This is a genomic window from Corynebacterium sp. (assembly GCF_030538285.1).
Lineage (GTDB): Bacteria > Actinomycetota > Actinomycetes > Mycobacteriales > Mycobacteriaceae > Corynebacterium.
This window is the reverse complement of record NZ_JAUNUG010000011.1, coordinates 36,169-60,140: the sequence shown is the minus strand read 5'-3', so window position 1 is coordinate 60,140 and position 23,972 is coordinate 36,169. Positions and strand designations below refer to the sequence as shown.

Sequence of the window (23,972 nt, the reverse complement as noted above, 5' to 3'; positions counted from 1 at the left end):
GTTTGAACGCTTGCGGCGCACGGTACCGGCGGGAGAAATCAGCGGGTATGAGATCACGGATTGAAGCCACCCCGACGCCGGAGATTGGCACGTCATCAACGCCGCGCTTCAAGGAAGCGCCGGATACCTCGTCACCGATGACACGTCATTTCACAGCCTTGCCAACGCCGACGAGTACCCCTTCGAGATTCACACATCAGATTCGTTCCTGATGCTGGTAGCCGACACCGCACCTCACATCATCGAGCGCGTAGCCGCTAGACAACAAGCCTACTGGCGCAGTCGAGGCAACTCCTTCAACCTGGCGGCTCGCTTGATCGATGTGGGCGCCCCTCAATTCGCCGAGGTCGTGAGAAGCTGCATCCGGCGCCTACACCACAAGCTGTAGCCGACTACTTCGACTCGGTCGATGACCTCGCGCTACCCCCATACCCGGGTGGCAGTGGAAGGCCTCTGCCTGCTCGTCGGCGTCGACGGCTCCCCCGCGCTGGTCACCCACCTCAAACAGGTCTTACAGCAAGCATGGACCCGCCGCTTCCACCTCGACACCTCCCGCGAAGATGTCAGGGCTGTGACCACCTTCATGGCGTCCGGCATCGTCGGGATTCTCGGCCAATTCGCCGGCCGCCCCTGCGATGCGCTTTTCGACGCCCACCTGGCCACCGTCGGGCGCGTGTTCACCAGCCCGGCCCTGGCGTTCGCGAAAGGTATATCTCCCCAGGCATAGCTTGACAGGTATAGGTCGAGTGGCCGCCCCCGTAGAGAGGGCGGCCACTCGACCTATACCTGGAGTGATATACCTACCAAGATATGCCTTAGACGGCCTTCTGGGCCTCGGCGGCGGCGACCTTCTTGCGCCACTCCGGGGTGCGGCCGGAGAAGTTGAGCACGGCTTCCTTGACCGTCGGGCGCAGCTCGGCCAGCAGCGGCAGACCGGTGCGCAGGCCGGCGCGGCGGCCGGACTCATCGGCGCCGACGTGCAGCTTCTCCGCCACGGAGGGGTACTTGGTGAACGCCGCGTTAGAACGCACCTCGGGGGCGTTGTCGCGGTCGGCGGCCAGGTACTTGTTCGGCAGGGTCAGCTTGAGCAGGGTCTTCTGGACCTTGAGCAGCTGCATCGGGAAGGAGTCGGTGTTGTAGGGCAGGTCGAATTCCTCGCAGATCGCCTCGACGCGCTTGCCGATCTCCGCCAGTCGGTTGGAGGGCATGTCCGGGTAGAGGTGGTGCTCGATCTGGTAGTTGAGGTTGCCGGACAGGATCGTGAGGATCTTGCCGCCCTTGAAGTTCGCGGAGCCAAGCATCTGGCGCAGGTACCACTCGTCGTGGGTCTCGTTCTTCCACTGCTCCTTGGTGAAGGTCTCGGCCTCATCCGGGAAGTGGCCGCAGAAGATGACGGCGTAGGCCCACACGGAACGCGCAAGGTTGGCGGTGGCGTTCGCGGCGACGGTGGACATGAAGTTCGGGCCGGACAGGGCCGGGAAGAGCACGTAGTCACGCAGGCCCTGGGTGCCGGCCTTGCGCATGGTCTCCCAGAACTTCGGGGAGATTTCCTTCCAGGTGGCGCGGCCGGCCGGGATCTTGCCCAGCTCAACGTCGTAGAAGCCGACGGCCCACTGGAACAGCGACGCCAGGGTCAGGTTGATGACCGGCTGGAAGGCGTGCATCGGGGTCCACTTGCGGTCGCGGGTGACGCGCAGGACGCCGTAGCCGACGTCGGTGTCCATGCCCAGGATGTTGGTGTACTTGTGGTGCGCAAAGTTGTGGGTGTGCATCCACTGGGAGGACGGGCAGACATTGTCCCACTCCCAGGTGGTGGAGTGGATCTCCGGGTCGTTCATCCAGTCCCACTGGCCGTGCATGACGTTGTGGCCGATCTCGAGGTTCTCGAGGATCTTGGACAGCGACAGCAGTGCCACACCGGCGAGCCACGCGGGGCGGTAGCCGGAGAAGAGGAGGACGCCGCGGCCGGCGATCTCCATGTAGCGCTGGGTGCGGATGAGCCCCTTGATGTAGCGGACGTCCTTCTCGCCGAGGTCCGCCTCGAACTCCTCCTTGATGGCGTCGAGGCGACGGCCGATCTCGCGGATGTCCTCGTCGGTGAGGTGGGAGTATGCCTTGATGTTGTCGATAGCCATGGTGAAAGTCTCCTTTAAGCGTCGATGACGACGTCGCCGGCGGCCACGCCGACGCAGGTACGGATGCGGGAGCCGGGCTCCTTGGTGTCGCCGGTGCGCAGGTCGTGCACGTGGCCGTCGACAAGCTCGCGGACGCAGGTCTGGCAGATGCCCATGCGGCAGCCGAAGGGCATCTGCACGCCGGCGGCCTCGCCAGCCTCGAGGATGGTGGTGGCACCGTCGACGGTGGTCTCGATGCCACGCTTGGCGAAGGTGATGGTGCCACCCTTGGCATCGGAGGCGCGGTCGAGGGTAAAACGCTCGACACGGATCTCCAGGTCATGCTCGGAGGCCCAGGTCTCGAGCTCATCGAGCATCGTGGCGGGGCCACAGGCGTAGACGACGCGTTCGCGGAAATCGGGCACGAGCTCCTCGAGCACGGCCGGGGAGACGCGGCCTTCCTCGGAGGTGACCTGGATATGGGAGTCGTAGCTGTCGAGGACGTCCTCGAAGATGAGGTCGGAGCGGTTGCGCACCGAGTGGACGACCTTGATGTCGGTGTCCGCGCGGTGGCCCTCCATGCTGCGCAGCATGGCGATGACCGGGGTGACGCCGGAGCCGGCGGTGACAAACAGCAGCTTCTCCGGCAGCGGGTAGGTCAGGTGGAAATCACCGGCCGGGGCGGCCAGGCGGACGTTGATGCCCGGGCGGGCGGTACCCACCAGGTGGTTGGACAGCTTGCCCTTTTCCACGGCGCGGATGGTGATGGAGAACAGCCCGTCGCGGGTGTCCGGGGTGTTGGTCAGCGAGTAGGAGCGCCAGGTGTAGCGGCCGTCGACGCGCAGGCCGATGCCGATGTACTGGCCGGCCTCGAAGGACACCGGGACACCCCAACCGGGGCGGATGACCAGGTGGATGGTGTCGTCCGGGAAGCGCTCGACGCTTTCGATCTTGCCGCGCAGCTCGCGCTTGGACCACAGTGGGTTGGCCAGGACGGTGTAGTCATCGGGCAACAGTGGTGTGGTGAAACGGCGCAGGACGCTGCGGAAGCGGGCAAGTCCATCGGGCGATTCGGTCATCGGCCCCTCCTTCGGGTCAAATAGTTACGTCCGCGTAGCCTACGCGAACGTAACCAGGTTGTCTATCACCCGCAAAACTATCTCAGAGTAGTTCTATAAGGAAGGGCAGCTCAGTCGGGTCATAGAAGGCCATGAAATTGTCCTGCGCATCACCGACCGTGAGCTCGGCGTCCTCATCGCCGAGATCGGCGGCGTCGATAAGCTCGACGGCAGCCTGCGTGGCTGCCTCCGACTCCTCGATGTCAATGTGGATCGCCGCGATGTCCTCCACGCGGATCTGTGCGGGATTCAATGCCACGACAGACTCCCCGTTGTCCGGGGCCAGCGTCACCACCTCATCGGCGACGTCGACCGAGACCACCACCCGGCGGTGCGGGAAGGTCTCCTCATCGCCGATGGCCAAAAGCCGCAGGGAGGCCTCCGCGGCGTCAAGAAAAGCGGCGTAACCGATCTCATCCTCATCACCCGAGGTGTAGAACTCCAGCAGCGCGGGCGTGGCGGCGAAGCCCCATCCGGAGCGCGCGGACATCGTGCCCGTCTCGTGCAGCGTGGTGAGCATGCCAAACGTTGCCGGCAGGTAGACGCGCACCCTAGAACTCGCCCTCGATGTCAAAGATGGAACAGATCTCAATGACTGCCCGGTCAAACACCTGGTAAAGCACCCCCACCAGACCGGCCTCGACGGCGCCGCGGACATTGAGGATCGAGTCATCGACATGCACGCAGTCGTTCATCGGCAGGTCGATGGCGGCGGCAGCAGCAGCGAAGGCCTCAGCCTCCGGCTTTTCCGCGCCGACCTCACCCGACAGCACAACAGCGTCGACGATGCCCTTGTACTCCCACTCCCGGATGTGCTCCGCGCCCGGGCCGCCCGGATCGTTGGAGAGGATGGCGGTGGACACCCCGTTGGTCTTCGCCGCGGCGAACAGCTCGCGCCAGCGACGCTGCTCCTCCTCCGGCCCGTCCAGCACTCCCACATAATCCACGATCAGTCCACGCACGCGCTGCTCCCTCATGTCATTTCACTCTCGGCGTGCCACAATGATACCCAGCCCACCCCGCGTCTGTCCCCGGTGACTCACTGGAGCAGCCATGTTGTCCCCCGTCCCCGGTCTCACGCACCTGAAGGTGCTCACCCCGCAACCCCCGCTTATCGACGCCCCCGCACCCCCACCGTCCCAGCCCTCCCCCGCGCACCGCCGCGCGGAGGCCCTGACACAGATTGCCCTGGAGGCATGCTTCGGGGTGCGCCCCATACATCACCTCCGCGCCGACTATTTCGCGCCGCCCGTGCGGGTGCACGCGGCGGCGCGTCAGAAAGTGGGTATCCGGCGCCCCGTCCGGCAGGAGTCTTTCCACCTGCGTGGCGACGGCGAAATCTACGGCACCGCCACCTCCACCGGCCGCGCCTTTGCCTTCACCGGGCGGGTGGACGGAGACAAGCTTTTGAGTTTCCGGGTGCTGTGAGAGCCTGCCCGGCCCGGTAGACGGTTTCCTCATCATGGTGGCGGCCGATAATCTGCAACCCCACCGGTTGGCCGTCGACCACGCCAATGGGCACGGTCAAGGCGGGATGTCCGGTGAGATTCGCGGGCACCAGCAGTCGCGTGAGGTCGCCACGCGGGGACAACCCCGGGGAGGGCAGGGTCGGCGCGAGGAGCACGTCGACGGTCTCCAGCGCGCGGTCGAGTTCCGCCCGGATAATCTCCCGGACCCGGCGCGCCTCGAGGTAGTCTACGGCGGCGATTGCCTCCCCCAGCTGCAGGTTGAGCCGCACGGGCAGCGAGATATCCTCGGCACGTTCCTGCAATGTGCGGTGGTGGATCGCCGACGCCTCGGCCAGAGCAATGGTGGAGGTAGCCCACGGCGCATCCTGCAGTGCAGGCAGGTTCAGCTCCCGCACGGCCTTACCTTCCAGTGCACCGTCGAAAACGGCAAGTACCTGCCGGTCGACGCCGTCGAGGAACCAGCTCGCTACACCGTAAGTAAGTGGACCTGCCTCCAACCGATAGGTGCGCCCTGTCAGCGCTGCGAGGACGGCGGCGTTATCAGCGACATCTGCGGTCATCGGGCCGATACACCCCACGGTCGGGGCCAGGGCCACATCGCCACGGGTCGACACGAGCCCGTGGGTGGGTTTCAGACCTACCCCGCCGCATACCGCGGAGGGTAGGCGGATGGAGCCGGCGGCGTCGGCACCCAGCGTGGCGAACGCCAGGTCCGCCGCCACTGCCGCCGCACTGCCACCGCTGGATCCACCGGCCAGCGTGCCTGGGACGACCGGGTTGCGGACCGGCCCAAACCAGGGGTTCTCCCCGGTGATGCCCCAGGCGTACTCATTCATGTGAAGCTTGCCCAGGATGACGCACCCGGCTTCTCGCAGTTGGGTGACCACCGTGGCGTCATAGGGAGCGATGTAATCCCGGTGGGTCTGAGACCCCAGGGTGGTCACCTCGCCGGCCAGATAGATGCTGTCCTTGAGCGCCACGGGCACACCGTGCAGGGGACCGCGGGAGTGCCCGGCCGCCAGTTCCTCAGTGAGGCGAGCGGCCTCGGCGCGGGCGGCGTCGTAACGCACTGAAATATAGGCGCCGATCTCACCATCGAGGGTACCGATGCGCTGCAGTTGAGCGTCGACAAGCTCGGTCGGGGTGACGTCGCCGGCGTCGATGGCGCGGCCAACTTCGAGTGCACTGAGCGAGAGGAGATCACTCATCGGCGTATACCTCCGGGCCCGGACTGGCAGGGCGGCGCGCCTGCAGCGCCCGGTACCGTTCGGCGAGCACCTCAATCTCACCCTCCGTGGCGGGGATTCCGCGGGACTCCATGAGCTGCCGGATGAGTTTCTCCATACCCCTAGCCTTTCATTGATCCGGTTTCGAGGAACCGAGTGTGGAAGGAGAAGGCCGTGGCGAGGTCATGCGGGGTATGTAACGCTCCCCGTGCAGCTCTCTCGACGTACTCCTCGAGCAGGGGTCGGTAGTCCGGGTGCGCGACGGCGATCATCTGCTTCGCCCGGTCCCGGGGCGCCAGCCCCCGCAGGTCTGCGTAGCCATATTCCGTGATCACCACCATGGCGTCATGCTCGGTGTGGTCGATGTGCGAGGCGAAGGGCACGATCGCGGAGATCGCCCCCTCCTTCGCCGCCGACGGGGAGATGAACGTCGAGGTGAAAGCGTTGCGGGTGAAGTCACCGGATCCGCCGATGCCGTTCATGATGCGCGACCCTGCCACGTGGGTGGAGTTGATGTTGCCGTAGAGGTCGGCCTCGATCATTCCGTTCGACGCAATGAGGCCGACGCGCCGGATCACCTCCGGATGGTTCGAGATCTGCAGCGGCCGGGTGACCAGGTGCTCCCGGTAACGGGCGGCCTCGGCGTTCATCTTTTCCGCGTACTCCGGTGACAACGCGAAGGAGGTGGCGGAGGCGACGGTCATCTTGCCGGCGTCGATGAGGTCAAGCATGCCGTCCTGCACCACCTCGGTGTAGGCCTGGATGTTCTCGAACTTCGAGTCCAGCAGGCCTGCCATGACGGCGTTGGGGACGTTGCCCACCCCCGACTGCATGATGTAGCCGTCATAGCGCAGTCGCCCGGCCGAGACCTCACCCTCGAGGAAGTCGAGGAAGTGACCGGCGATCTGACGGGAGGTCTCGTCGATCGGTTTGAAGGGTGAGTTGCGGTCCGGTGCGTTCGTCTCGACGACCGCCACCACCTTGTTCACATCGATGTCGATGTAGGTCGTGCCGATGCGATCTCCGGAGTTACTGATGGGGATTGGCGTGCGGTTCGGCAGGCGCTGGATGCGGTAGACATCGGCCATGCCCTCCAGGTCGAGGGACTGCCACTCGTTGACCTCGATGATGATCTTCTCGGCGGCATCGAGGTACTCGACATTGTTGCCCACGCCGGAGGAGGGGATGAGGTGGCCTTCCTCGGTGATGCGGGTGACCTCGACGATGGCGGCGTCGATACGCCCGAGGAAACCGTGTTCCACCTGCTGCGCGGAATGTGACAGATGCATGTCCTGGTATTTCATGTCGCCGGCATTGATGGCGGCGCGCATGGAGGGGTCCGACTGATAGGGCATGCGGTAGTTGATGGCCCCGGCCTCGGCCATGACGCCGTCGCAGTCGGGTGCGGTGGAGGCACCGGTGTAGACGTTGATGTGGAACTCGTCCCCCGCGGACTGCGCTTGCTTCGCCCGCTCGGCGATGGCGGTGGGCAGTGCCTTGGGGTAAGCGGCACCGGTGAAACCGGACATGCCGACAGTGTCTCCGTGGTCGAGGAACTCAGCGGCCTCGTCGGCGGACATGACCTTGCTGCGGAGCTGTGCGTTGGCGATACGGTTCATTACTCTGCCCACTTCGAGTTGCGGATGACCTCGACGAAATCGGTGCGTTCGAAGCCGGGGACGGTGTGCGCCAGGACGTCGGCCTTGACGTTACCGAAGGTGGTTTCCGGGCGATGGCGAATGCCCGCGCTGAAGGCCTCCACAATGCCCCGCTTGAAGTCCGGGCGCGGGTGGGCGGCAACGATGGCCGCCCGATCCTCATCGCTGACGGTGTCGTAGCCGATGCCCAGGACATCGTGCTCGACACCGCGGGTGAGCAAAGCGATCTCGGCGCCCATGTGCAGCGGCACTTCGGGGGTGGTGTGCAGGGCGATGGCTGCCCACACCTTGTCGGCGTCCGCGTCAGCGATACCGTGGGTGCGCAGGAAACGGCGGGCTTCGTCAGCACCGTCGATCTCGAAGCGCTGGTCATCGCGGGCGTAGGTTCGGGTGAGCCCAAGGTCGTGGAACATGGCGGCGACGTAGAGGAGTTCGGGATCGAAAGTGACGTTGTCACGCTCGCCTCGCAAGGCGGCGAAGAGGTAGACGCGGCGAGAGTGGTCGTAGACAAGGTCGGTGGTGGCTTCGCGGACCAGCTCGGTGGCCTCGCGGGCGAGTGGGGAATCGGGGAAGGTTATGCCTGCTATGGATGTCATGTTTCCTAGTGTCTTCGCTGGCTTACACTGGGGCCATGTCCTTTCCGCCACGAATCCCTCAGAATCCGACATGAAACGGGTCGGCTTTCTCGTCTTCGAGGGCGTCACCATGTTGGACGTCACAGGCCCCGCGGAGGTGCTCAGCCGCGCCGGCATCTACGAGCTGATCTTGTTCTCCCCCACCGGGGCACCCGTCACTGCCTCCACGGGGCTGCCAGTCACCGGCACCCATCCACCGCTTATCGACGCCGCGCTCGACACCGTCATCATCCCCGGTTCCGATTCCCTTGCGGACCACCCCTTCGACGCGGCACACCTCGCGGCCGCCCGGATCCTCACCACCGGGCCACGGCGGGTGGCCAGCGTGTGCACCGGCGCCTTCCTCCTCGCCGAACTCGGGCTTCTCGACGGCCGCCGCGCCACCACCCACTGGCGCAATGCCGCTGACTTAGCCCGCCGCTACCCGCGCGTCCGGGTCGAGCCCGACACCCTCCACGTCCACGACGGCCGGTACCTCACCTCTGCCGGCATCTCCGCCGGCATTGACCTCGCGTTGTCCCTGGTGGAGGAGGATCTCGACGCCGCGGCCGCTCGCCGCATCGCCCAGGAGATGGTCATGTTCATGCACCGACCGGGCGGGCAATCCCAGTTCGCGTCCGGCGTGAACACGCCGTCCGTGCAGCACCCCATCCTGCGGGAAGTCATGCGGCTCGTGGAGGACTCGCCCGCCGAACCCCACTCGATCGCCACCTTGGCCGCGCGGGCCGCAGTGAGTGAACGTCATCTGACACGGCTGTTCCGTGCCGAACTCGGGGTCACCCCCGCCCGCTGGCTGGAACAGGCGCGCCTGTCCACCGCACAGCAGCTGCTTCTCGACGGCCACACCGTCACCGCCGCCGCCTCCCGCTCAGGATTCGGCAGCGATGAATCCCTCCGCCGTGCATTCGACCGGCGGCTGCACACCACCCCTTCGGAGTACCGGGCGCGCTTCCGCTCCACGTTCCGCGCGCGGTAAGATTCGTCCCTCCTCTCAGTCTGCACGTCGCAATGCCACGGCGACGATGAGCAGTTCGGCCGTGACCACCGGGTCGTCGAGATCCGCCTCGATGAGTTCCTCGATGGTGCGCAGCCGCTTCTTCACCGTGTGCCGGTGCGACTGCAGCTCCTCCGCGGTACGGCTGAGATTGCCCGAATTGCGGAGGAAGGCCTCGAGTGTCTGCATCAGAGCGGGGCGGGAGTCCAACTTGTCCCAGGTTTCGCGGGCCCGGCGCGACAAGGCCAGCTGGACCTCCTCCCCCGCGATCCACCCGAGAGCATGGGCATCCGGCCCGGCGTACTGCCCCTCCTTGAGCCCCAGGGCGACACGCTGCAGTTCAGTAACCATGTCACTGTCCAGGTCCTGCCAGGACAAGGTGGCGCCGAGGGCGACGCGCATGCCCCGCCGTGAGCCTTCGAGTAGCTGCATCACCTCGGCGACGCTGCGGTCACCGCGGAACAGCACGAGGGTGGAGCGGTCGTCGAGACGCAGCGAGAAGAGGATCCGGCCGCGCCGTCGCAGCTCAGTATCGAGGGAGACGAGGGAGCGTTCCAGCAACCGGGAGTTCTCGGAGCTCAGGAGCACCGGGCGGATGAGTCCGCGTGAGTCGCGGACGCTGTGGAACACCTCCGACATGGCGGCGTCGGTCTGCGTGATTCCCAGCTTGATCGCCAGGGCGAGGGAGTTGAGTTCCTGGTGGGTGCGTCGATAAGCATCGGGGCGCTGGACGATGATCTCCGCCAGGCCGGCGCAGTGGCGCAGGAGGGCGCGCGCGTTGACGTCGAACTTGTCCCCGGACGCGGCGATCAGCGCATGGGCACGCTCCCCCTCATCCCCCATGCGGTGGACGATGACGGTGAACTCACCGACCCGGGCGGCCACACCAAAACCACGGTCCTGGAGTACCTCCTGCACCGCGTGGAGGTCAATGTCCGGCTGGTCCTGCGCGCGGGCCTGGGCGAGCCACCGCCCGTCGTTGTCGGCGATCATCAGGTGCGCCCCCAGGCAACGGGCCCCCTCCTCCATGAGGCGTTCCAGACCGCCCTCGGTGGCCGCCGCGTTGAGCCTGCCCTGCATGTCCAGCAGCAATTCACGGCTGCGGTTGCGCTGCCGACCGAGCTCCGCATGCACCGCGCTGAGGATCGAGATGAAGGGGATGCGACGGGGAACGACAAAGAGCGAGATCCCCTCCTTCCGGGCCGCGGCCACCATGCCGGGTGGGGCCTCATCGTGGGTGATGCCGACGCCGAAGCCGATCCCGCGCACGCCGTGGGCGGCGACCAGGCGCACATAGTCGGCGAGGTCCTCCGGGCGATCGCGGAAGGCGATGCCGGTCAACAGGATGACGCACCCGTCACCGACGAACTCCGTCGGATCCTCCAGCTCCACCGGGTGGACCACCGTAAAGGCCTCACCGGAGTCGTGGAGGACCTCCAGTGCGAGGTCCCCCTGCCCGGCCAGCCACCGGACCGTCACCGAACCGAGTTCGGGTTCCCCTGCGGTTGTCATCAAGGCTCCGTTCTGTCGATTATCATGCTCAAAGTTCGCCACTATGGCTATGTCTGCCACCACAGGCTACATCGAATAATGAGGTGCATCACATTCGGACACGTTAGGAGTTCTCATGCAGACCATCGACAGCCGCATACCGCAGCGGCGATCCATCCAGTCCCCTGCCCCGGGGCCTGCCAGCCAGGCCCTCGATGCACGTCGTGCCGAGAACTGCGCCCGCGCCCTCCAGCCCGGCCTCCCCTCGTACATCGTCGACGGTGACGGCGGCATCCTCGTCGACGCCGACGGCAACTCGTACATCGACTTCGCCGCCGGCATCGGCGTCACCACCGTCGGTGCCTCCAACCCGGCCGTCACCGCCGCCATCGTGGAGGCCGCACAACGCTTCACCCACACCTGCTTCCTCAACGCCCCGTACGAGGGATTCGTCGCCGTGAGCGAGAAGCTCAACGAGATCACCCCGGGCGATCACGCGAAGAAGACCGCCCTGTTTTCCACCGGCGCGGAAGCCATCGAGAACGCCGTCAAGATCGCCCGCAACCACACCGGCAAGAACCGCATCGTCGTCTTCGACTCCGCCTTCCACGGCCGCACCAACCTCACCATGGCCATGACCTCGAAGAACAAGCCGTACAAGGCAGGTTTCGGCACCCTGGCCGCCGATGTCTACCGCGTCCCCGGGTCCTACCCCCTCCGTGACGGGCTGAGTGGCGAAGAGGCCGCCCGCCGCACGATCCGCACGATCGAGCAGCAGGTGGGCACCGAGGACCTGGCATGCGTCGTCATCGAGCCGATCCAGGGTGAGGGCGGCTTCGTCGTCCCGGCCCCGGGCTTCCTCCCCGCACTGCAGGAATGGTGCCAGGCCAACGACGTCCTCTTCGTCGCCGACGAGATCCAGGCGGGTATCGCCCGCACCGGGCAGTGGTTCGCCTCCTGCGACGAGAACCTCACCCCGGACCTCATCACCACCGCCAAGGGCCTGGCCGGCGGCATGCCGCTGTCCGCGGTCACCGGCCGCGCGGAGGTCATGGACTCCCCCGGACCGGGTTCCCTCGGCGGCACCTACGCCGGCAACCCGCTGGCCTGCGCCGCCGCGCTCGCCGCCCTCAACGAGGTCGAGCGCCTCGACCTCACCTCCCGGGCGCAGGAGATCGAGGCGATCATCCGCGAGGAGCTTGCCGCACTCGACGACCACCCCGCCGTCGCCGAGATCCGCGGCCGCGGCGCCATGATCGGCATCGAGTTCCTCAACGACGAGGGCCAGCCCTGCGCGGAGCTGACCTCACGTATCTCCGCCGCCTGCAAGAAGGCCGGCGTCGTCGTCCTCACCTGCGGTTCCGACGGCAACGTCATCCGCCTGCTGCCCCCGCTCGTCATCAACGAGGACGTCCTGCGCGACGGACTGTCCGTGCTTATCGACGCCATCCGCAACGCCTGAACACCACACCCCCCACAAGGAGACCATCATGACCTCTTCCCACATCTACGACTCCGTCATCATCGGCGCCGGCTACGGCGGCCTCGGCCAGGGCGCCCAACTCACCCGCGACGGCCAGAACAACTTCCTCATCCTCGAGGGTTCCGAGCAGCTCGGCGGCGTCTGGCGCGACAACAACTACCCCGGCGCGGCCTGCGACACCCAGGCCCTGATCTACTGCTACAGCTACTTCCTCAACCTCGGGGTCTCCCGCATGTTCGCCGGCCGCGATGAGATGCTCGGCTACCTGGTGGCCCTGGCCGACGAGTTCGACCTGCACAAGCACATCAAGCTCAACCAGCGCGTGTCCACCGCCGAGTGGCTGGAGGACGAGAAGCTGTGGAAGTTCACCACCGAGGCCGGTGAGGAATACCTCGGCCGTTCCTTCGTCGGCGGTTGGGGCCAGCTGTCCAAGCCGAAGATCCCCAACTTCCCCGGCATGGAGTCCTTCGAAGGTGCGATGTTCCACTCCGCCGAGTGGAACCACAACGTCGATCTGAAGGGCAAGCGCGTCGCCGCCATCGGCAACGCCGCCTCCGCCGTGCAGTTCGTCCCCCCGGTCGCCGAGGTCGCCGGCCAGCTCACCGTCTTCCAGCGCTCCGCCAACTACATCCTCCCCCGGAACCAGATCATCTTCAGCGACGAGGAGCTGCGCGAGTTCCAGGAGAACCCCGATTCCTACCGCGCCATCCGCACCGAGATCCACGAGGTCCGCGAGGCCGGCTTCGAGCGCACCCGCCAGGGCACCGACCTGGCCGAGGAGGGTGTCCAGCAGGCGATGGAGCACCTCAAGAGCCAGGTTGAGGACCCGGAGCTCGTCGAGAAGCTCACCCCCACCTACGCCTTCGGCTGCAAGCGCATCCTGCGCTCGGACAACTTCTACCCCACCTTCAACCGGGACAACGTCACGCTGGAGACCTCCGGCATCCGCACTTTCACCCCGAACGGCATCATCACCGAGGACGGCGTGGAGCACGAATTCGACGTGGTCGTCTTCGGCACCGGTTTCCACAGCCAGGCCTTCCAGGGGGACCTGGAGATCATCGGCCGCGACGGCGTCAACCTCCGCGACCGCTGGGGCAACGCCCCCGAGGCCTACCTGGGCATGACCGTGGACGGTTTCCCGAACATGTTCGTCCTCTACGGGCCCAACACCAACCTCAACCACCACTCGGTCGTCGCCATGCTCGAGGCCCAGGACAAGTACATCAGCCAGGCCGTCGACTACCTCAGCCAGGACCGCAACCACGTCCTCGACGTCCAGCCCCAGGTGCTGCGCAAATTCAACGACAAGATCCAGGCCGACCTCGAACAGTCCGCCTTCTCCGCCGACTGCTCCTCCTGGTACAAGAACGAGGACGGCAAGGTCATCAACAACTGGTCCGGCAACGTCGCCGAGTACCACGATCTCACCGCCGACCTTGAGCTGGCGGACTACGGGGTGAAGTAGGAATGATCCCCCGCCGAGCCACCGACTCCGCCCGGCCCATCGCCGACGACGCCCTCGGGGCGGTGCAGAAGTTCCACCGGGCAGGAGCCGTCTCCTTCCACCACTTCGACATCCCCGAGGTGCGGGAGAAGTACGCCGCCTCGTGTGCTGCGAACGCGTTGACGGAAACGGAGGATCCCGAGTTCGCGGATCACGACGTCGCCGACTTCCGCGTGCGCATCTACGAGCCGCGTCCGCAGGACGCCCGCCCGCAGCCGACCCCCGTGGTGCTGTTCATCCACGGCGGGGGGTGGCTCATGGGGGACCTGGATACCCACCACAGCGGTGCCCGCCGCCTGGCCGTCCTGACCGGCTTCCCCGTCGTCGCCGTCGATTACCGCCTCGCCCCGGAGCACCTTTACCCCGCCGCTGCGGACGACTGCCGGGAGGCACTGCGGTGGCTAAGCGATGCCGGGGCAGCCCACAGCATCACGGCGACGTCGATAAGCGTTCTCGGTGACTCCGCGGGCGGGCAGCTCGCCGCGGTGCTGGCCAACGAGTTCCACGACGACCCGACGATCGCGCCGCTGAGCAGCCAGGTGCTGCTCTACCCCATCGTCGACGTCACGCATGAGCGCATGAACGACGGTTCCTCCTACCGCCGCGTCACCGACGGTTTCCCGCTCGTCGCGGGCACGATGCGGTGGTTCGTCGATACGTACCTGCCCGAGGGACAGGACCGCACGGTCCCCGACCTGAGCCCGTTGCTGCACGACCTGCCGGAGGGGCTGCCACCGGCCCTGGTCATCACCGTCGATAATGATCCGCTTGCCGACGAGGGCGGCGAGTACGCCGCCGCCCTCGCCCGCGCCGGCTGCGACGTCACCTACCACCACCTCCGCGGATACCACCACGGCCTGTTCACCTCAGCGGGTGCGATCGCCCGCGGCGAGCAGGAGTTCTCCCGCATCGCCGGGTTCATCCGCGACACCGCCCTCTGACCCCCTACGTCTGGACACATCATGCTCAAACGATCACTCGGCATCGCCATGGCCTTCATCGGCGTCCTCGTCGGCGCCAGCTTCGCCTCAGGACGCGAGGCACTGCAGTACTTCGTCGCCTTCGGTAACTGGGGCGTGCTCGGAGCCATCCTCACCTCCCTGGCCATGATGGGCGCCGGCATCACCATCCTCCAGCTCGGCAGCTACCACCGGGCCAAGGAACACACCAGCGTCTTCGTCGCCATCTCCGGCCCCCTCACCGCCCGGGTGCTCGACGTGGCCACCATGATCACGCTGTTCTGCATCGGCTTCGCCATGTTCGCCGGCGCCGGAGCCAACCTCGAGCAACAGTTCGGCCTCTCCGTCTGGGTCGGCGCGATCATCATGCTCATCCTCGTGCTGGCCACCGGACTTCTCAACGTCAGCAAGGTGACATTCGTCATCGGCGCGATCACCCCGTTCATCATCGTGCTCATCGCCATCGCCACCCTGTGGACCATCTTCAACGCCCAGCCGGATTTCGCCACCCTGCACGAACAGGCCCAGGAAGTCCCGACCACCCTGCCCAACTGGTGGGTCGCCGCCATCAACAACCTCGGCCTCAACGTCATCGTCGTGGTATCCATGGCCATCGTCATCGGCGGCAACTTCCTCGACTCCCGCGAGGTCGGTATCGGCGGCATCGTCGGCGGCTTCGTCTTCCTCTTCCTCCTCGCCGTCCTCGTCGGCTCCATGTACCTCACCGTCGACGTCGTCATGGACTCCGAGATGCCCACACTGGCCATGATCACCGACATCCACCCGTCCCTCGGCGTGGCAATGGCCCTGGCCATCTTCGGCATGATCTACAACACCGCGATCGGCATGTTCTACGCCCTGGCCAAGCGCCTCACCAGGGGCCGGCCGCAGTACTTCTACCGCGTGTACGTCATCACCGTGCTCATCGGCTTTGTCCTCAGCTTCATCGGCTTCAGCAACCTCATCGGCTGGGTCTACCCGATCCTCGGCTACATGGGCATCCTCATGATGATCATCATCGGCTGGGCCTGGCTCAAGAACCGCTCCAACCTGGAGACCGAGACCGAACTGCGTCGCCGCGCTCGTGAGCTGCTGGTCAAGCGCTACGAGAACAGCGAATCCCTCACCCGCGAAGAGCGCCGGGAGCTGCGCGCCATCGCCTACAACTCGAACATCCCCGAGACGGAGTTCATCCGGGAGATCATGACCGAGGTCGACTCCGACGAGGACCCCACCGACAAGATCGCCGTCGGCACCCCGCACACCGAGCCCACCCCACCCAACCAGCCCTCCACCCCCTCGCAGCAGAAGTAAAGGAGACCAACATGAACGCCCCGATCACGATCCGCGGAGCCGTCCTAGAACGCGCCGCCGACCCCCGCCCTTACGCGGACTCTCGCCCCCTCTCCATCAGCGAGGTCGAACTCTCCCCGCCGGGGCCGGGTGAGGTCCTGGTGAAGATCAACGCTGCCGGCCTGTGCCACTCCGACCTGTCGGTGGTCAACAACAACCGCCCCCGCCCCCTGCCGATGCTGCTCGGCCACGAGTCCGCCGGCGTCATCGTCGAACTCGGCCCGGAGGTAGAGGAACTCGAGGTCGGCCAACACGTGGTCATGACGTTCCTGCCCCGTTGCGGCGAGTGCGACGGTTGCGCCACCAACGGCATGATCCCCTGCGAGGTCGGCTCCGCCACCAACAACGAGGGCACCCTGCTGGCCGGCACCCGACGGCTCACCCGCGACGGGGAGACCATCCAACACCACCTGGGCGTGTCCGGTTTCGCCGACCACGCAGTCGTCTCCGCGAAATCCCTCGTCCCCATCGGAGAGGACGTCCCCGCCGACATCGCCGCCATCTTCGGCTGCGCGATCCTCACCGGCGGCGGCGCCATCCTCAACGAGATCCAGCCCTCCCCGGACGACACCATCGCCGTCGTCGGACTGGGCGGCGTGGGCATGGCCGCCGTCATCACCGCCGCCGCCCTCGGAGTCAAGGAGATCGTGGGCATCGACATGCAGGAGTCCAAGTGCGAGAAGGCCCGTGAACTCGGCGCCACCAGCACGATGACCCCGGAGGAGGCTGCCGAAAGCGGTGCCCGCTTCTCCGCCGTCGTCGAGGCCGCCGGCCACCCGAAAGCCCTCGAGACCGCATTCAACATCACCAAGCCGGGCGGCATGACCGTCACCGTCGGGCTGCCCGCCCCTGGCTCCACCGTGGGACTCGACCCCCTGAAAATCACCGCCGAAGCGCGCCGTGTCCACGGCAGCTACCTGGGCTCCGCCGTCCCCAGCGTTGATATCCCCCGCTACGAGCAGCTCTGGCGCGAAGGCAAGCTCAACGCCGAGGGCCTCGTCTCCTCGCACATCCGGCTCGAGGACATCAACGAGGCCATGGACAACCTCGCCGACGGTGTCGCACTGCGCCAGATCATCCTCTTCGACTGACCGCACCCCTCTTGACGCTGGGAGTAGAAAGATGACGACGAGCACACACGACGAGGGGATTGGAAAACCATCCCCCCACTGGAAGGCCGGGCCCTTCGAGATCCGCCTCCCTTTCGTCCACTACCGGATTGAGTGGCCCGACTACGCGCAGGGTCTCTTCATGTGCGTCGTCGACCTCGGTGCGATCCCGCTCATGACACAGGCTCTCGGCATGCCCTTCGAGGTCGCTCTAGCGGTGGTCATCCTCAACGGGCTGCTGTACCTAACCCACCATCTGCTTGGTGACCCGGTCGTACCGGGCTGGATCACTCCGGCCATCCCACTGCTCATCGTGTACGTGGAGTCCTTCCCCGAGGGCGAACAAAGAGTGTGGGCGCTGATCAGTTTCCAGCTACTCCTCGGCGCATTCTCGATATTCCTCGGGTTGACGGGTCTGGCGTCGAAAGTGGTCCGTATCGTGCCCTCCGCGCTCCGCGCTGGAATCGTCCTCGGAGCTGGTGTGGCCGCCATTATCTCGGTCTTCGAGATGGGAGGCCGGTTCCACGATTTCCCGATCACCATCACGATTGCCGTCCTCATCGCCTTTTTCCTCATGTATTCAAAGGCGTTTGCCGCACTGCGGAAGAAGGCGGTGGGGTGGCGGTTCATCGCCTCTCTCGGAATCATCCCGTCAATCTTCGCCGCCGTGTTCATCGCACCACTGGTGGGTGAAGCAGAATGGCCGAACATCGAGTGGGGGTTGAGCCAACCCGACTTCGTCGGCCTGTGGAGTGACTACACCGTGTTCGGTCTGGGTTTCCCGCCCCTGATGATGTTCCTCACCGCGATTCCCACGGTCCTGGCTACCTACATCGTCGTGTTTGGTGACGTGCTGCAGGCCAAAGCCGTGCTGCGGGAGGCCGACCACGTGCGTACCGACGAGTCCGTGGTGTACAACCCGAACAGAGCACACCTGCTATTCGGCGGACGCAACGCCCTCATGAGCATCATCGGACCGGACGTCGCCATGTGTGGCCCCCTGTGGGCGGCCATGCACGTGGTCATCGTCGAGAGGTACAAGCAGGGCCGTCGCGCTATGAAGAGCGTGTTCGGAGGTGCTGGCTCCTTCCGTTGGGGAACCAACACCGGTCTCCTGCTTCTCCCGATCGTCACCTTCGTCGAGCCCATCCTGGCGGTTGGCCTGGCCCTTACCCTGATCATCCAGGGGTTCGTCAGTGTCCGTGTCGGCATCATGGAGGCGAAGAACCAAAAGGACCTGGGCATCGCGGGAGTGACTGCGGGAGTCCTGGCCACCCAAGGCGCGGCCTGGGGATTCGCAGCGGGCATCCTTCTGCTCATCGTGGTCTACGGCAAGGACATGTTCCGCGACGAGCGCGATGGGACTCTGCGCCCCTTCGACGAAGTTGAGAAGGAACAGGAGTTCACCGACGCCACGGCCCCCTTCACCAAGATGGCGGAACTCAACGAAGATATCCCCGAGCACCCCGGTCTCCACCGTCGCCGTCACCAGAATCCCGACCCTGGAGCCGACCCCCACCACCCCGATACACCCACCCCTGACAAGGAGTTTTAGATGACCGACAACACCCACGCCCTCCTGGCCAAGGTCCCGACCGGCCTGCTCATCGGAGGTCACTGGCGCGACGCCACGGACGGGGCGACCTTCGATGTGGAGAACCCCGCCACCGGTGAGGTGCTGCTGACCCTGGCCTCGGCGGGTTCCGACGATGCCCTCGCCGCCCTCGACGCGGCCTGCGAGGCGCAGGCCGATTGGGCCCGCACCGCGCCCCGCGAGCGTGCCGAACTGCTGCGCCGCGGTTTCGACCTGGTCCGGGAGCGCGCGGAGGAGTTCGCCACCCTGATGACCTTGGAGATGGGCAAGCCGCTGGCCGAGTCCCGCGGCGAGGTCACCTACGGGGCGGAATATCTGCGGTGGTTCTCGGAGGAGACGGTGCGGGATTACGGCCGCACCTTCCCCGCCCCGGAAGGCACCCTGCAGATGCTCACGCGTCGCAAGCCGGTCGGCCCGTGTCTGCTCATCACCCCGTGGAACTTCCCCCTGGCGATGGCCACCCGCAAGATCGCCCCGGCCATCGCCGCGGGCTGCACCATGGTGCTCAAGCCGGCGAAGCTGACTCCGCTGACCTCGCAGTACTTCGCCCAGACGATGCTTGATGCCGGTCTGCCCCCGGGCGTTCTCAACGTGGTCTCCGGGTCCTCCGCCTCGGCCATCTCCTCACCGCTCATGGCGGATTCCCGTCTGCGGAAGATTTCCTTCACCGGTTCCACCCCGGTCGGCCGCAACCTTCTCAAGGCGGCCGCCGACAATGTCCTGCGGACGTCGATGGAGCTGGGTGGCAACGCCCCCTTCCTCGTCTTCGAGGACGCGGATCTCGACGCCGCCGTCGAGGGCGCCATGGGCGCGAAGATGCGCAACATCGGTGAGGCGTGCACGGCAGCAAACCGCTTCCTCGTCCACGAGTCGGTCGCCGAGGAATTCGCCTCGCGCTTCGCGCAGCGGATCAGCGAGCTGACCCTGGGTAACGGCCTGGATGATGGAGTGACCTGCGGTCCCCTCATCGACGAAAGCGCCCGTCAGTCGATCACCGAGCTTGTCGACGACGCCGTCGAGAAGGGCGCCCGCGTCCTCACCGGCGGGGAGCGCGGTGATGGCCCGGGATACTTCTACTCCCCCACGGTGCTTATCGACGTCCCCGCCTCCGCACGCGTCGCCCGGGAGGAGATCTTCGGCCCGGTCGCCCCGATTATCACCTTCCGTGATGAGAAGGAGGCCCTGGAGATCGCCAACGACACCGAGTACGGCCTGGCGTCCTACGTCTATACCGAGTCGATCGACCGTCTGTGGCGGATCTCCGACGGCCTCGAGTTCGGCCTCATGGGCGCGAACGTCGGTGTCATCTCGAACGCTGCGGCCCCGTTCGGCGGCGTCAAGCAGTCCGGCATGGGCCGCGAGGGTGGCGCCGAGGGCCTCGACGAGTACACCAGCCTCCAGTACATCGGCATGCGGAACCCCTACGCCTCCGCCTGACCGGTGGTGCCGGGGCTACGCGGCGCCGTAGGCGTCGAGCCCCCGCCACACGGCCCAGAGCCCGAGATCGAAGGGGCGGAATCGGTGTGCTTCGGCCAGTGCCTGCAACCGATTCCGCACGGTGTTCGGGTGGACCCCTACGTCCTTGGCAGCCCGGCCCGACGACAGGTCGTGGCGGACCAACGCCAGTGCAATGTCAATCCCGCCCTTGAGTCCATTCAGCTCAGCATCCAAACCCTCCACGCAGGCCCTCAAATCGGTCTGACGAAGGGTCGCCGCCGCTCTTTCCACTGGGCCGCAGTCGTCGAACAACGCCACCCCGTCATGTTCGACTTCTTCCGCATGCCGTCCGTCGGCGTTAAGCGCGGCAACCAGTGCCTGCCTCCAAACAACGAGGCCACTGTTGGCGGCCACCTGTACGCCCCGGGCCCCGGCCGATACGCCGACCGGTGGCGGCAGAGTCGCGGCAAGTCGTCGGATCTGATCGGAGTCCGTGGTGAGGACCCCCAACCGACCCTGCAGGTTCCCGATAACCAAGGGCGCCCCGATCTCCCCAGCAACAGCGGTGGGCGCCGGGTGCAGTTCCGTGCGGAAACCGTCACCGGGCTGCCCGGCGACGAGGAGACGTATTTGCGCCTGGTGGGAGAAGCCACGACTCAGCAACCCTTGGATGATCTTCTCCTTGTCCGCCTCATCGCTGCGGAATCCCTCCAGGAGTTCCGAGGCGTTGATCAACTGTGCCTTGGAGATGTTGTTCCGTTGCTCCTTGACCACCAGCAGAAGATCGGTAAGGGCCGCTGCCGACGGGTCCCCAGGATCAGGTGCGTTTCCGCTGCGCAGGCCCCGGACGAGCCAGGTGGACTCCCCGACTACGCGTTGGGTGTCGGAGACCGCCACCGAGCGGGCATACACCGACCATCTTCCGAGTCGGAACGTCACCTGATTGTCCCGGACACCCCGCAATTGGCGTGCGATGGACCGGGCGGGGAGCTCACCGGCGCTGGCCAACACCTCCCCCTCCCGCGCGAGATAGAGAACCGCCTCCCCCGACAGACGAGAGAAACGTTCCAGCAACCCCTCCTCGGGTCTCGGTGCCAGCAACGCCGGGCTGAGTTTCTCGGTGACGGTCAGACGACGCCACGACCGGATGTTGGGATTGCGGCGCTGCAACCGGGATACGGCCATCTGGATGTCGTTGCGCGTGAGCCGGGGATCACACTGGATGAGGAGTATCCCCCGTGCCTGCGCTTGCCGGATCAGATCGTGATCGTGCTGGTCCAGGGCCGCTGCAGAACCACCGGAGGGCCGATCCTCCGCGGTTGGTCCAGTCAGCCGCCTCCAGACGACGCCGCACGCTCCCTCCAAATCACGGAGTCGCGCCCGCAGGGTGACATTGTCTGCCTCCACGAACACGAGCCAGCCCGCGACATCCCCTTCCCCGGGGGCGCACAGCCCGTGGAAGAGCCGGTCCGGAGCTCGAGGGGAAATCAGGCGGAGCCATGGTTCCTCAACGAGGAGATCGCTCACCGAGAGATCGGGATCCACCACTTTGTCCGTGATGCCCATCACACAACCACCTTTATGTCTGAGAATCGAAGGTTTAAACAACGCCTTCGACAGGCGCATATGGAGAAAACCACAAAGATTCCACACTGTTTTCAAGATTGGCACATTGCCCTATTAGTAACACCCGTGGACAGTGATGTAAATCATCTTTCCGGCCCACATAGAAACGAGTCACACATGACCGCACCGACCAAACCATTCCGCGTCGCCGTCGACGTCGGCGGCACATTCACGGATGTCGCGATCGTCAACACCGAGACCAAGGAACTCAAGGTCGCCAAGGTTCCGTCCACCCCGGAGGACCCGATGAAGGCCGTCATGAACGGCCTCACCCACGGTGACGTCACCCTGAGTGAAGTGGAGATCTTCAGTCATGGAACCACCGTCGCCACCAATGCCCTCATCCAGCGCCGCTTCCCTATGGCAGCGCTGGTGACCACGAAGGGTTTCCGGGATGTCCTCGAAATCCGCGACGGCACCAAGGACGAGCTCTGGGACGCCTACCAGGATGTCGGCCCGCCTTACATCCGGCGACGTGACCGCTATGAGGTCGAGGAGCGGATCGACTACGACGGCGTGCCCCTCACGCCGCTCAATGAGGAGGATGTCCGTGAGGTCGCTCACATCCTCCGCCGCAAGAAGGTGGAGACGGTCGCCGTGTGCCTCATCAACGCCCACGCGAACGCCGCCCATGAGAACCGGGTCGCCGAGATTCTCCGCGAGGAGCTTCCCGACGCTCTCATCTCGACCTCCTCCGAGATCCTGCCTGAGATCTTCGAGTACGAACGCTTCTCCACCACCGTCTCCAACGCGGTCCTGGCCCCGCTGGTTTCCGGATACGTCAATCGCCTCTCCGAACAGCTAGCCAACGGTGGATACGAGGGTGATCTGCTCCTGCTGCACTCGGGCGGCGGATCGATGACGCCCCAGATGGTCAGCCGCTACCCGGTCCGACTCGCCGCCTCGGGCATCGCCGCCGGAGCCATCGCCGTCCAGGACATCGCCACCCGATGCGGCTACCAGAACGCCATCGGGCTGGAGATGGGTGGCACCTCGACTGACATCTCCCTGGTGTACGAGGGGGACATCCGCATCTCGAAGCAGTGGCAGGTCGAGTACGGCTTCCCCATCACATTCCCCTCGATCGAGGTGCTCTCCATCGGTGCCGGCGGAGGCTCCCTGGCTTGGATCGACGAGGCCGGGTCCCTCCGCAACGGCCCGCAGTCCGCGGGTGCTGACCCGGGACCGGTCTGTTATGAGCGCGGCGGCACAGTGGCGACGAACACCGACGCCAACGTCGTGCTGGGCCGCCTGGGTACCGAGCTCATCGGTGGCGAGCTGATGCTCAACCCCGACGCCGCGCGGGATGCGGTCGACACCACCGTCGCCACGCCTCTCGGCCTTGCCACCGAGAAGGCCGCCGAGGACATCATCAAAGTGGCCAACGCGAACATGGCCGATGCCGTGCGCCTGTTGTCCATCCGCCGCGGCTACGATCCGCGTGATTTCGTCCTAGTCGTTGGTGGCGGCGCTGGCGCCCTGCACGCCGCGGAGGTGGCCCGCGACCTGGCCATCCCCACGGTCGTTGTTCCCCCGCACCCCGGCGTGACCTCCGCCCAAGGCTGCCTCCTCGTGGACATCCGTCACGACCTGTCTCAGATGTACCAGCAGGGCGTCGCAACGGTCGATCGGGCCGACCTCAAAGAGTCCTACCGCATCCTCACCACTGAGGCACGCGAGCGTCTGCAGCACGAAGGCATCCCCGAGGATCGCATGAAGCTCAGGTACACCGCCTCCATGCGCTACCGCGGCCAGTGGCGATCCCTGACGGTCGAAATGCCGACCTCCGACAATCCGCTGGATGACGCCATCGCCCTCTTCCACGAGGAACACGAGCGCGAGTACTCCTTCTCGGAGCCGAGCGGCGACGTGGAGCTCTACCAGATCGGACTGGTCGCCATCGGACAACTCGAGAGCCCGCCTTTCGCGCGCTTCGACATCAGCGAGCATGAGGCAGCCATCCCGGACACCACGCGGCGCGTGTTCTTCAGCGCCAACGACGGCTGGGCCGACATCCCCGTCTACCAGCGCGATGACCTGCAGGCCGGTGCCTCACTCACCGGGCCCGCCATCATCGACCAGTTCGACGCCACCACAGTCATTCCCCCGCAGGATCGTGCCGAGATCGACGAATGGGGCAACATCCGTATCCACATCGGCCAGGCCTGATCCCCTCAGATCCATCACAATCAACGGAGC

The 23,972-nt window shown here is 65.9% G+C and carries 21 protein-coding genes; 11 read left to right on the top strand and 10 right to left on the bottom strand.

Annotated elements, in window-relative coordinates; translation table 11 throughout:
* The first annotated feature begins 409 nt into the window (after window positions 1-409).
* Complete coding sequence (locus tag Q4G50_RS05560; protein WP_303376658.1) at window positions 410-727, top strand: hypothetical protein; 318 nt, start codon at window positions 410-412, stop codon at window positions 725-727.
* 88 nt (window positions 728-815) lie between these two features.
* Here the strand turns inward: Q4G50_RS05560 and Q4G50_RS05555 are convergent, their stop codons facing one another.
* From Q4G50_RS05555 to Q4G50_RS05540, 4 genes are all read right to left on the bottom strand, one after another.
* Window positions 816-2,135 (bottom strand): acyl-CoA desaturase, encoded by a 1,320-nt coding sequence (locus tag Q4G50_RS05555; RefSeq protein ID WP_303376657.1) that lies wholly within the window; start codon window positions 2,133-2,135, stop codon window positions 816-818.
* A gap of 14 nt (window positions 2,136-2,149) precedes the next feature.
* Complete coding sequence (locus Q4G50_RS05550; RefSeq protein WP_303376656.1) at window positions 2,150-3,193, bottom strand: ferredoxin reductase; 1,044 nt, start codon at window positions 3,191-3,193, stop codon at window positions 2,150-2,152.
* Between the two features lie 82 nt (window positions 3,194-3,275).
* On the bottom strand, window positions 3,276-3,782 hold the full coding sequence (locus tag Q4G50_RS05545) for a hypothetical protein (protein WP_303376655.1): 507 nt from the start codon (window positions 3,780-3,782) through the stop codon (window positions 3,276-3,278).
* A gap of 1 nt (window position 3,783) precedes the next feature.
* Complete coding sequence (locus tag Q4G50_RS05540; protein WP_303376674.1) at window positions 3,784-4,194, bottom strand: HAD-IA family hydrolase; 411 nt, start codon at window positions 4,192-4,194, stop codon at window positions 3,784-3,786.
* Window positions 4,195-4,285: 91 nt separating this feature from the next.
* Here Q4G50_RS05540 and Q4G50_RS05535 point away from each other — a divergent pair, with 91 nt between their 5' ends.
* Window positions 4,286-4,660: a hypothetical protein gene (locus Q4G50_RS05535; RefSeq protein ID WP_303376654.1), complete on the top strand. Its 375-nt coding sequence runs from the start codon at window positions 4,286-4,288 to the stop codon at window positions 4,658-4,660.
* Here Q4G50_RS05535 and Q4G50_RS05530 read toward each other — a convergent pair.
* The 4 genes from Q4G50_RS05530 to Q4G50_RS05515 are packed head-to-tail and all read right to left on the bottom strand — an operon-like array spanning window position 4,611 to window position 8,181.
* Window positions 4,611-5,909 carry an amidase gene (locus Q4G50_RS05530; RefSeq protein WP_303376653.1) on the bottom strand — a complete coding sequence of 433 codons (1,299 nt, stop codon included), beginning with the start codon at window positions 5,907-5,909 and terminating at the stop codon, window positions 4,611-4,613. The genes Q4G50_RS05535 and Q4G50_RS05530 overlap by 50 nt on opposite strands.
* A complete protein-coding gene (locus Q4G50_RS05525; RefSeq protein WP_303376652.1) occupies window positions 5,902-6,045 on the bottom strand; it encodes a hypothetical protein in 144 nt (47 codons plus the stop codon). The genes Q4G50_RS05530 and Q4G50_RS05525 overlap by 8 nt, the downstream gene beginning before the upstream one ends.
* 4 nt (window positions 6,046-6,049) lie before the next feature.
* Window positions 6,050-7,546, bottom strand: a complete 1,497-nt coding sequence (locus Q4G50_RS05520; RefSeq protein ID WP_303376651.1) for an acetyl-CoA hydrolase/transferase family protein — start codon at window positions 7,544-7,546, stop codon at window positions 6,050-6,052.
* Complete coding sequence (locus Q4G50_RS05515) at window positions 7,546-8,181, bottom strand: HD domain-containing protein (protein WP_303376650.1); 636 nt, start codon at window positions 8,179-8,181, stop codon at window positions 7,546-7,548. Before Q4G50_RS05515 ends, Q4G50_RS05520 begins: the two co-directional genes overlap by 1 nt.
* A 70-nt stretch (window positions 8,182-8,251) precedes the next feature.
* On the opposite strand from Q4G50_RS05515, the gene Q4G50_RS05510 reads away from it, so the two are divergent.
* On the top strand, window positions 8,252-9,196 hold the full coding sequence (locus tag Q4G50_RS05510) for a GlxA family transcriptional regulator (protein ID WP_303376649.1): 945 nt from the start codon (window positions 8,252-8,254) through the stop codon (window positions 9,194-9,196).
* A gap of 15 nt (window positions 9,197-9,211) precedes the next feature.
* Here the strand turns inward: Q4G50_RS05510 and Q4G50_RS05505 are convergent, their stop codons facing one another.
* The gene (locus tag Q4G50_RS05505) at window positions 9,212-10,726 is read right to left on the bottom strand and encodes a PucR family transcriptional regulator (protein ID WP_303376648.1); all 1,515 of its coding nucleotides are present in this window, start codon (window positions 10,724-10,726) and stop codon (window positions 9,212-9,214) included.
* A gap of 115 nt (window positions 10,727-10,841) precedes the next feature.
* Here Q4G50_RS05505 and gabT point away from each other — a divergent pair, with 115 nt between their 5' ends.
* The 7 genes from gabT to Q4G50_RS05470 are packed head-to-tail and all read left to right on the top strand — an operon-like array spanning window position 10,842 to window position 20,147.
* Window positions 10,842-12,167 carry a 4-aminobutyrate--2-oxoglutarate transaminase gene (gene gabT / locus Q4G50_RS05500; RefSeq protein ID WP_303376647.1) on the top strand — a complete coding sequence of 442 codons (1,326 nt, stop codon included), beginning with the start codon at window positions 10,842-10,844 and terminating at the stop codon, window positions 12,165-12,167.
* Between the two features lie 28 nt (window positions 12,168-12,195).
* The gene (locus Q4G50_RS05495) at window positions 12,196-13,656 is read left to right on the top strand and encodes an NAD(P)/FAD-dependent oxidoreductase (RefSeq protein WP_303376646.1); all 1,461 of its coding nucleotides are present in this window, start codon (window positions 12,196-12,198) and stop codon (window positions 13,654-13,656) included.
* 2 nt (window positions 13,657-13,658) lie between these two features.
* Entirely contained in the window at window positions 13,659-14,636 is a 978-nt protein-coding gene (locus Q4G50_RS05490; RefSeq protein WP_303376645.1) for an alpha/beta hydrolase, read from the top strand.
* A gap of 21 nt (window positions 14,637-14,657) precedes the next feature.
* Window positions 14,658-15,968, top strand: coding sequence for a hypothetical protein (locus Q4G50_RS05485; protein WP_303376644.1), 1,311 nt, complete (start codon window positions 14,658-14,660; stop codon window positions 15,966-15,968).
* Between the two features lie 11 nt (window positions 15,969-15,979).
* Complete coding sequence (locus tag Q4G50_RS05480) at window positions 15,980-17,098, top strand: alcohol dehydrogenase catalytic domain-containing protein (RefSeq protein WP_303376643.1); 1,119 nt, start codon at window positions 15,980-15,982, stop codon at window positions 17,096-17,098.
* A 31-nt stretch (window positions 17,099-17,129) separates the two neighbouring features.
* A complete protein-coding gene (locus Q4G50_RS05475) occupies window positions 17,130-18,671 on the top strand; it encodes a hypothetical protein (protein WP_303376642.1) in 1,542 nt (513 codons plus the stop codon).
* Window positions 18,672-20,147 carry an NAD-dependent succinate-semialdehyde dehydrogenase gene (locus Q4G50_RS05470; protein WP_303376641.1) on the top strand — a complete coding sequence of 492 codons (1,476 nt, stop codon included), beginning with the start codon at window positions 18,672-18,674 and terminating at the stop codon, window positions 20,145-20,147. It begins immediately after the preceding gene.
* Window positions 20,148-20,162: 15 nt separating this feature from the next.
* Here Q4G50_RS05470 and Q4G50_RS05465 read toward each other — a convergent pair whose 3' ends face one another.
* Entirely contained in the window at window positions 20,163-21,716 is a 1,554-nt protein-coding gene (locus Q4G50_RS05465; protein WP_303376640.1) for a hypothetical protein, read from the bottom strand.
* A 174-nt stretch (window positions 21,717-21,890) separates the two neighbouring features.
* Between Q4G50_RS05465 and Q4G50_RS05460 the strand changes: the two genes are divergently transcribed.
* The gene (locus Q4G50_RS05460) at window positions 21,891-23,942 is read left to right on the top strand and encodes a hydantoinase/oxoprolinase family protein (RefSeq protein ID WP_303376639.1); all 2,052 of its coding nucleotides are present in this window, start codon (window positions 21,891-21,893) and stop codon (window positions 23,940-23,942) included.
* The last annotated feature ends 30 nt before the right edge of the window (window positions 23,943-23,972 follow it).

What these genes read in the sequence shown, in the direction of transcription:
- Q4G50_RS05505 (WP_303376648.1), bottom strand. Translation starts at nt 10,726, where the DNA reads ATGACAACCGCAGGGGAACCCGAACTCGGTTCGGTGACGGTCCGGTGG.
- Q4G50_RS05550 (WP_303376656.1), bottom strand. Translation starts at nt 3,193, where the DNA reads ATGACCGAATCGCCCGATGGACTTGCCCGCTTCCGCAGCGTCCTGCGC.
- Q4G50_RS05525 (WP_303376652.1), bottom strand. Translation starts at nt 6,045, where the DNA reads ATGGAGAAACTCATCCGGCAGCTCATGGAGTCCCGCGGAATCCCCGCC.
- Q4G50_RS05520 (WP_303376651.1), bottom strand. Translation starts at nt 7,546, where the DNA reads ATGAACCGTATCGCCAACGCACAGCTCCGCAGCAAGGTCATGTCCGCC.
- Q4G50_RS05460 (WP_303376639.1), top strand. Translation starts at nt 21,891, where the DNA reads ATGACCGCACCGACCAAACCATTCCGCGTCGCCGTCGACGTCGGCGGC.
- Q4G50_RS05560 (WP_303376658.1), top strand. Translation starts at nt 410, where the DNA reads ATGACCTCGCGCTACCCCCATACCCGGGTGGCAGTGGAAGGCCTCTGC.
- Q4G50_RS05510 (WP_303376649.1), top strand. Translation starts at nt 8,252, where the DNA reads ATGAAACGGGTCGGCTTTCTCGTCTTCGAGGGCGTCACCATGTTGGAC.
- Q4G50_RS05555 (WP_303376657.1), bottom strand. Translation starts at nt 2,135, where the DNA reads ATGGCTATCGACAACATCAAGGCATACTCCCACCTCACCGACGAGGAC.
- Q4G50_RS05530 (WP_303376653.1), bottom strand. Translation starts at nt 5,909, where the DNA reads ATGAGTGATCTCCTCTCGCTCAGTGCACTCGAAGTTGGCCGCGCCATC.
- Q4G50_RS05480 (WP_303376643.1), top strand. Translation starts at nt 15,980, where the DNA reads ATGAACGCCCCGATCACGATCCGCGGAGCCGTCCTAGAACGCGCCGCC.
- Q4G50_RS05495 (WP_303376646.1), top strand. Translation starts at nt 12,196, where the DNA reads ATGACCTCTTCCCACATCTACGACTCCGTCATCATCGGCGCCGGCTAC.
- Q4G50_RS05485 (WP_303376644.1), top strand. Translation starts at nt 14,658, where the DNA reads ATGCTCAAACGATCACTCGGCATCGCCATGGCCTTCATCGGCGTCCTC.
- Q4G50_RS05535 (WP_303376654.1), top strand. Translation starts at nt 4,286, where the DNA reads ATGTTGTCCCCCGTCCCCGGTCTCACGCACCTGAAGGTGCTCACCCCG.
- Q4G50_RS05515 (WP_303376650.1), bottom strand. Translation starts at nt 8,181, where the DNA reads ATGACATCCATAGCAGGCATAACCTTCCCCGATTCCCCACTCGCCCGC.
- Q4G50_RS05475 (WP_303376642.1), top strand. Translation starts at nt 17,130, where the DNA reads ATGACGACGAGCACACACGACGAGGGGATTGGAAAACCATCCCCCCAC.
- gabT (WP_303376647.1), top strand. Translation starts at nt 10,842, where the DNA reads ATGCAGACCATCGACAGCCGCATACCGCAGCGGCGATCCATCCAGTCC.
- Q4G50_RS05490 (WP_303376645.1), top strand. Translation starts at nt 13,659, where the DNA reads ATGATCCCCCGCCGAGCCACCGACTCCGCCCGGCCCATCGCCGACGAC.
- Q4G50_RS05470 (WP_303376641.1), top strand. Translation starts at nt 18,672, where the DNA reads ATGACCGACAACACCCACGCCCTCCTGGCCAAGGTCCCGACCGGCCTG.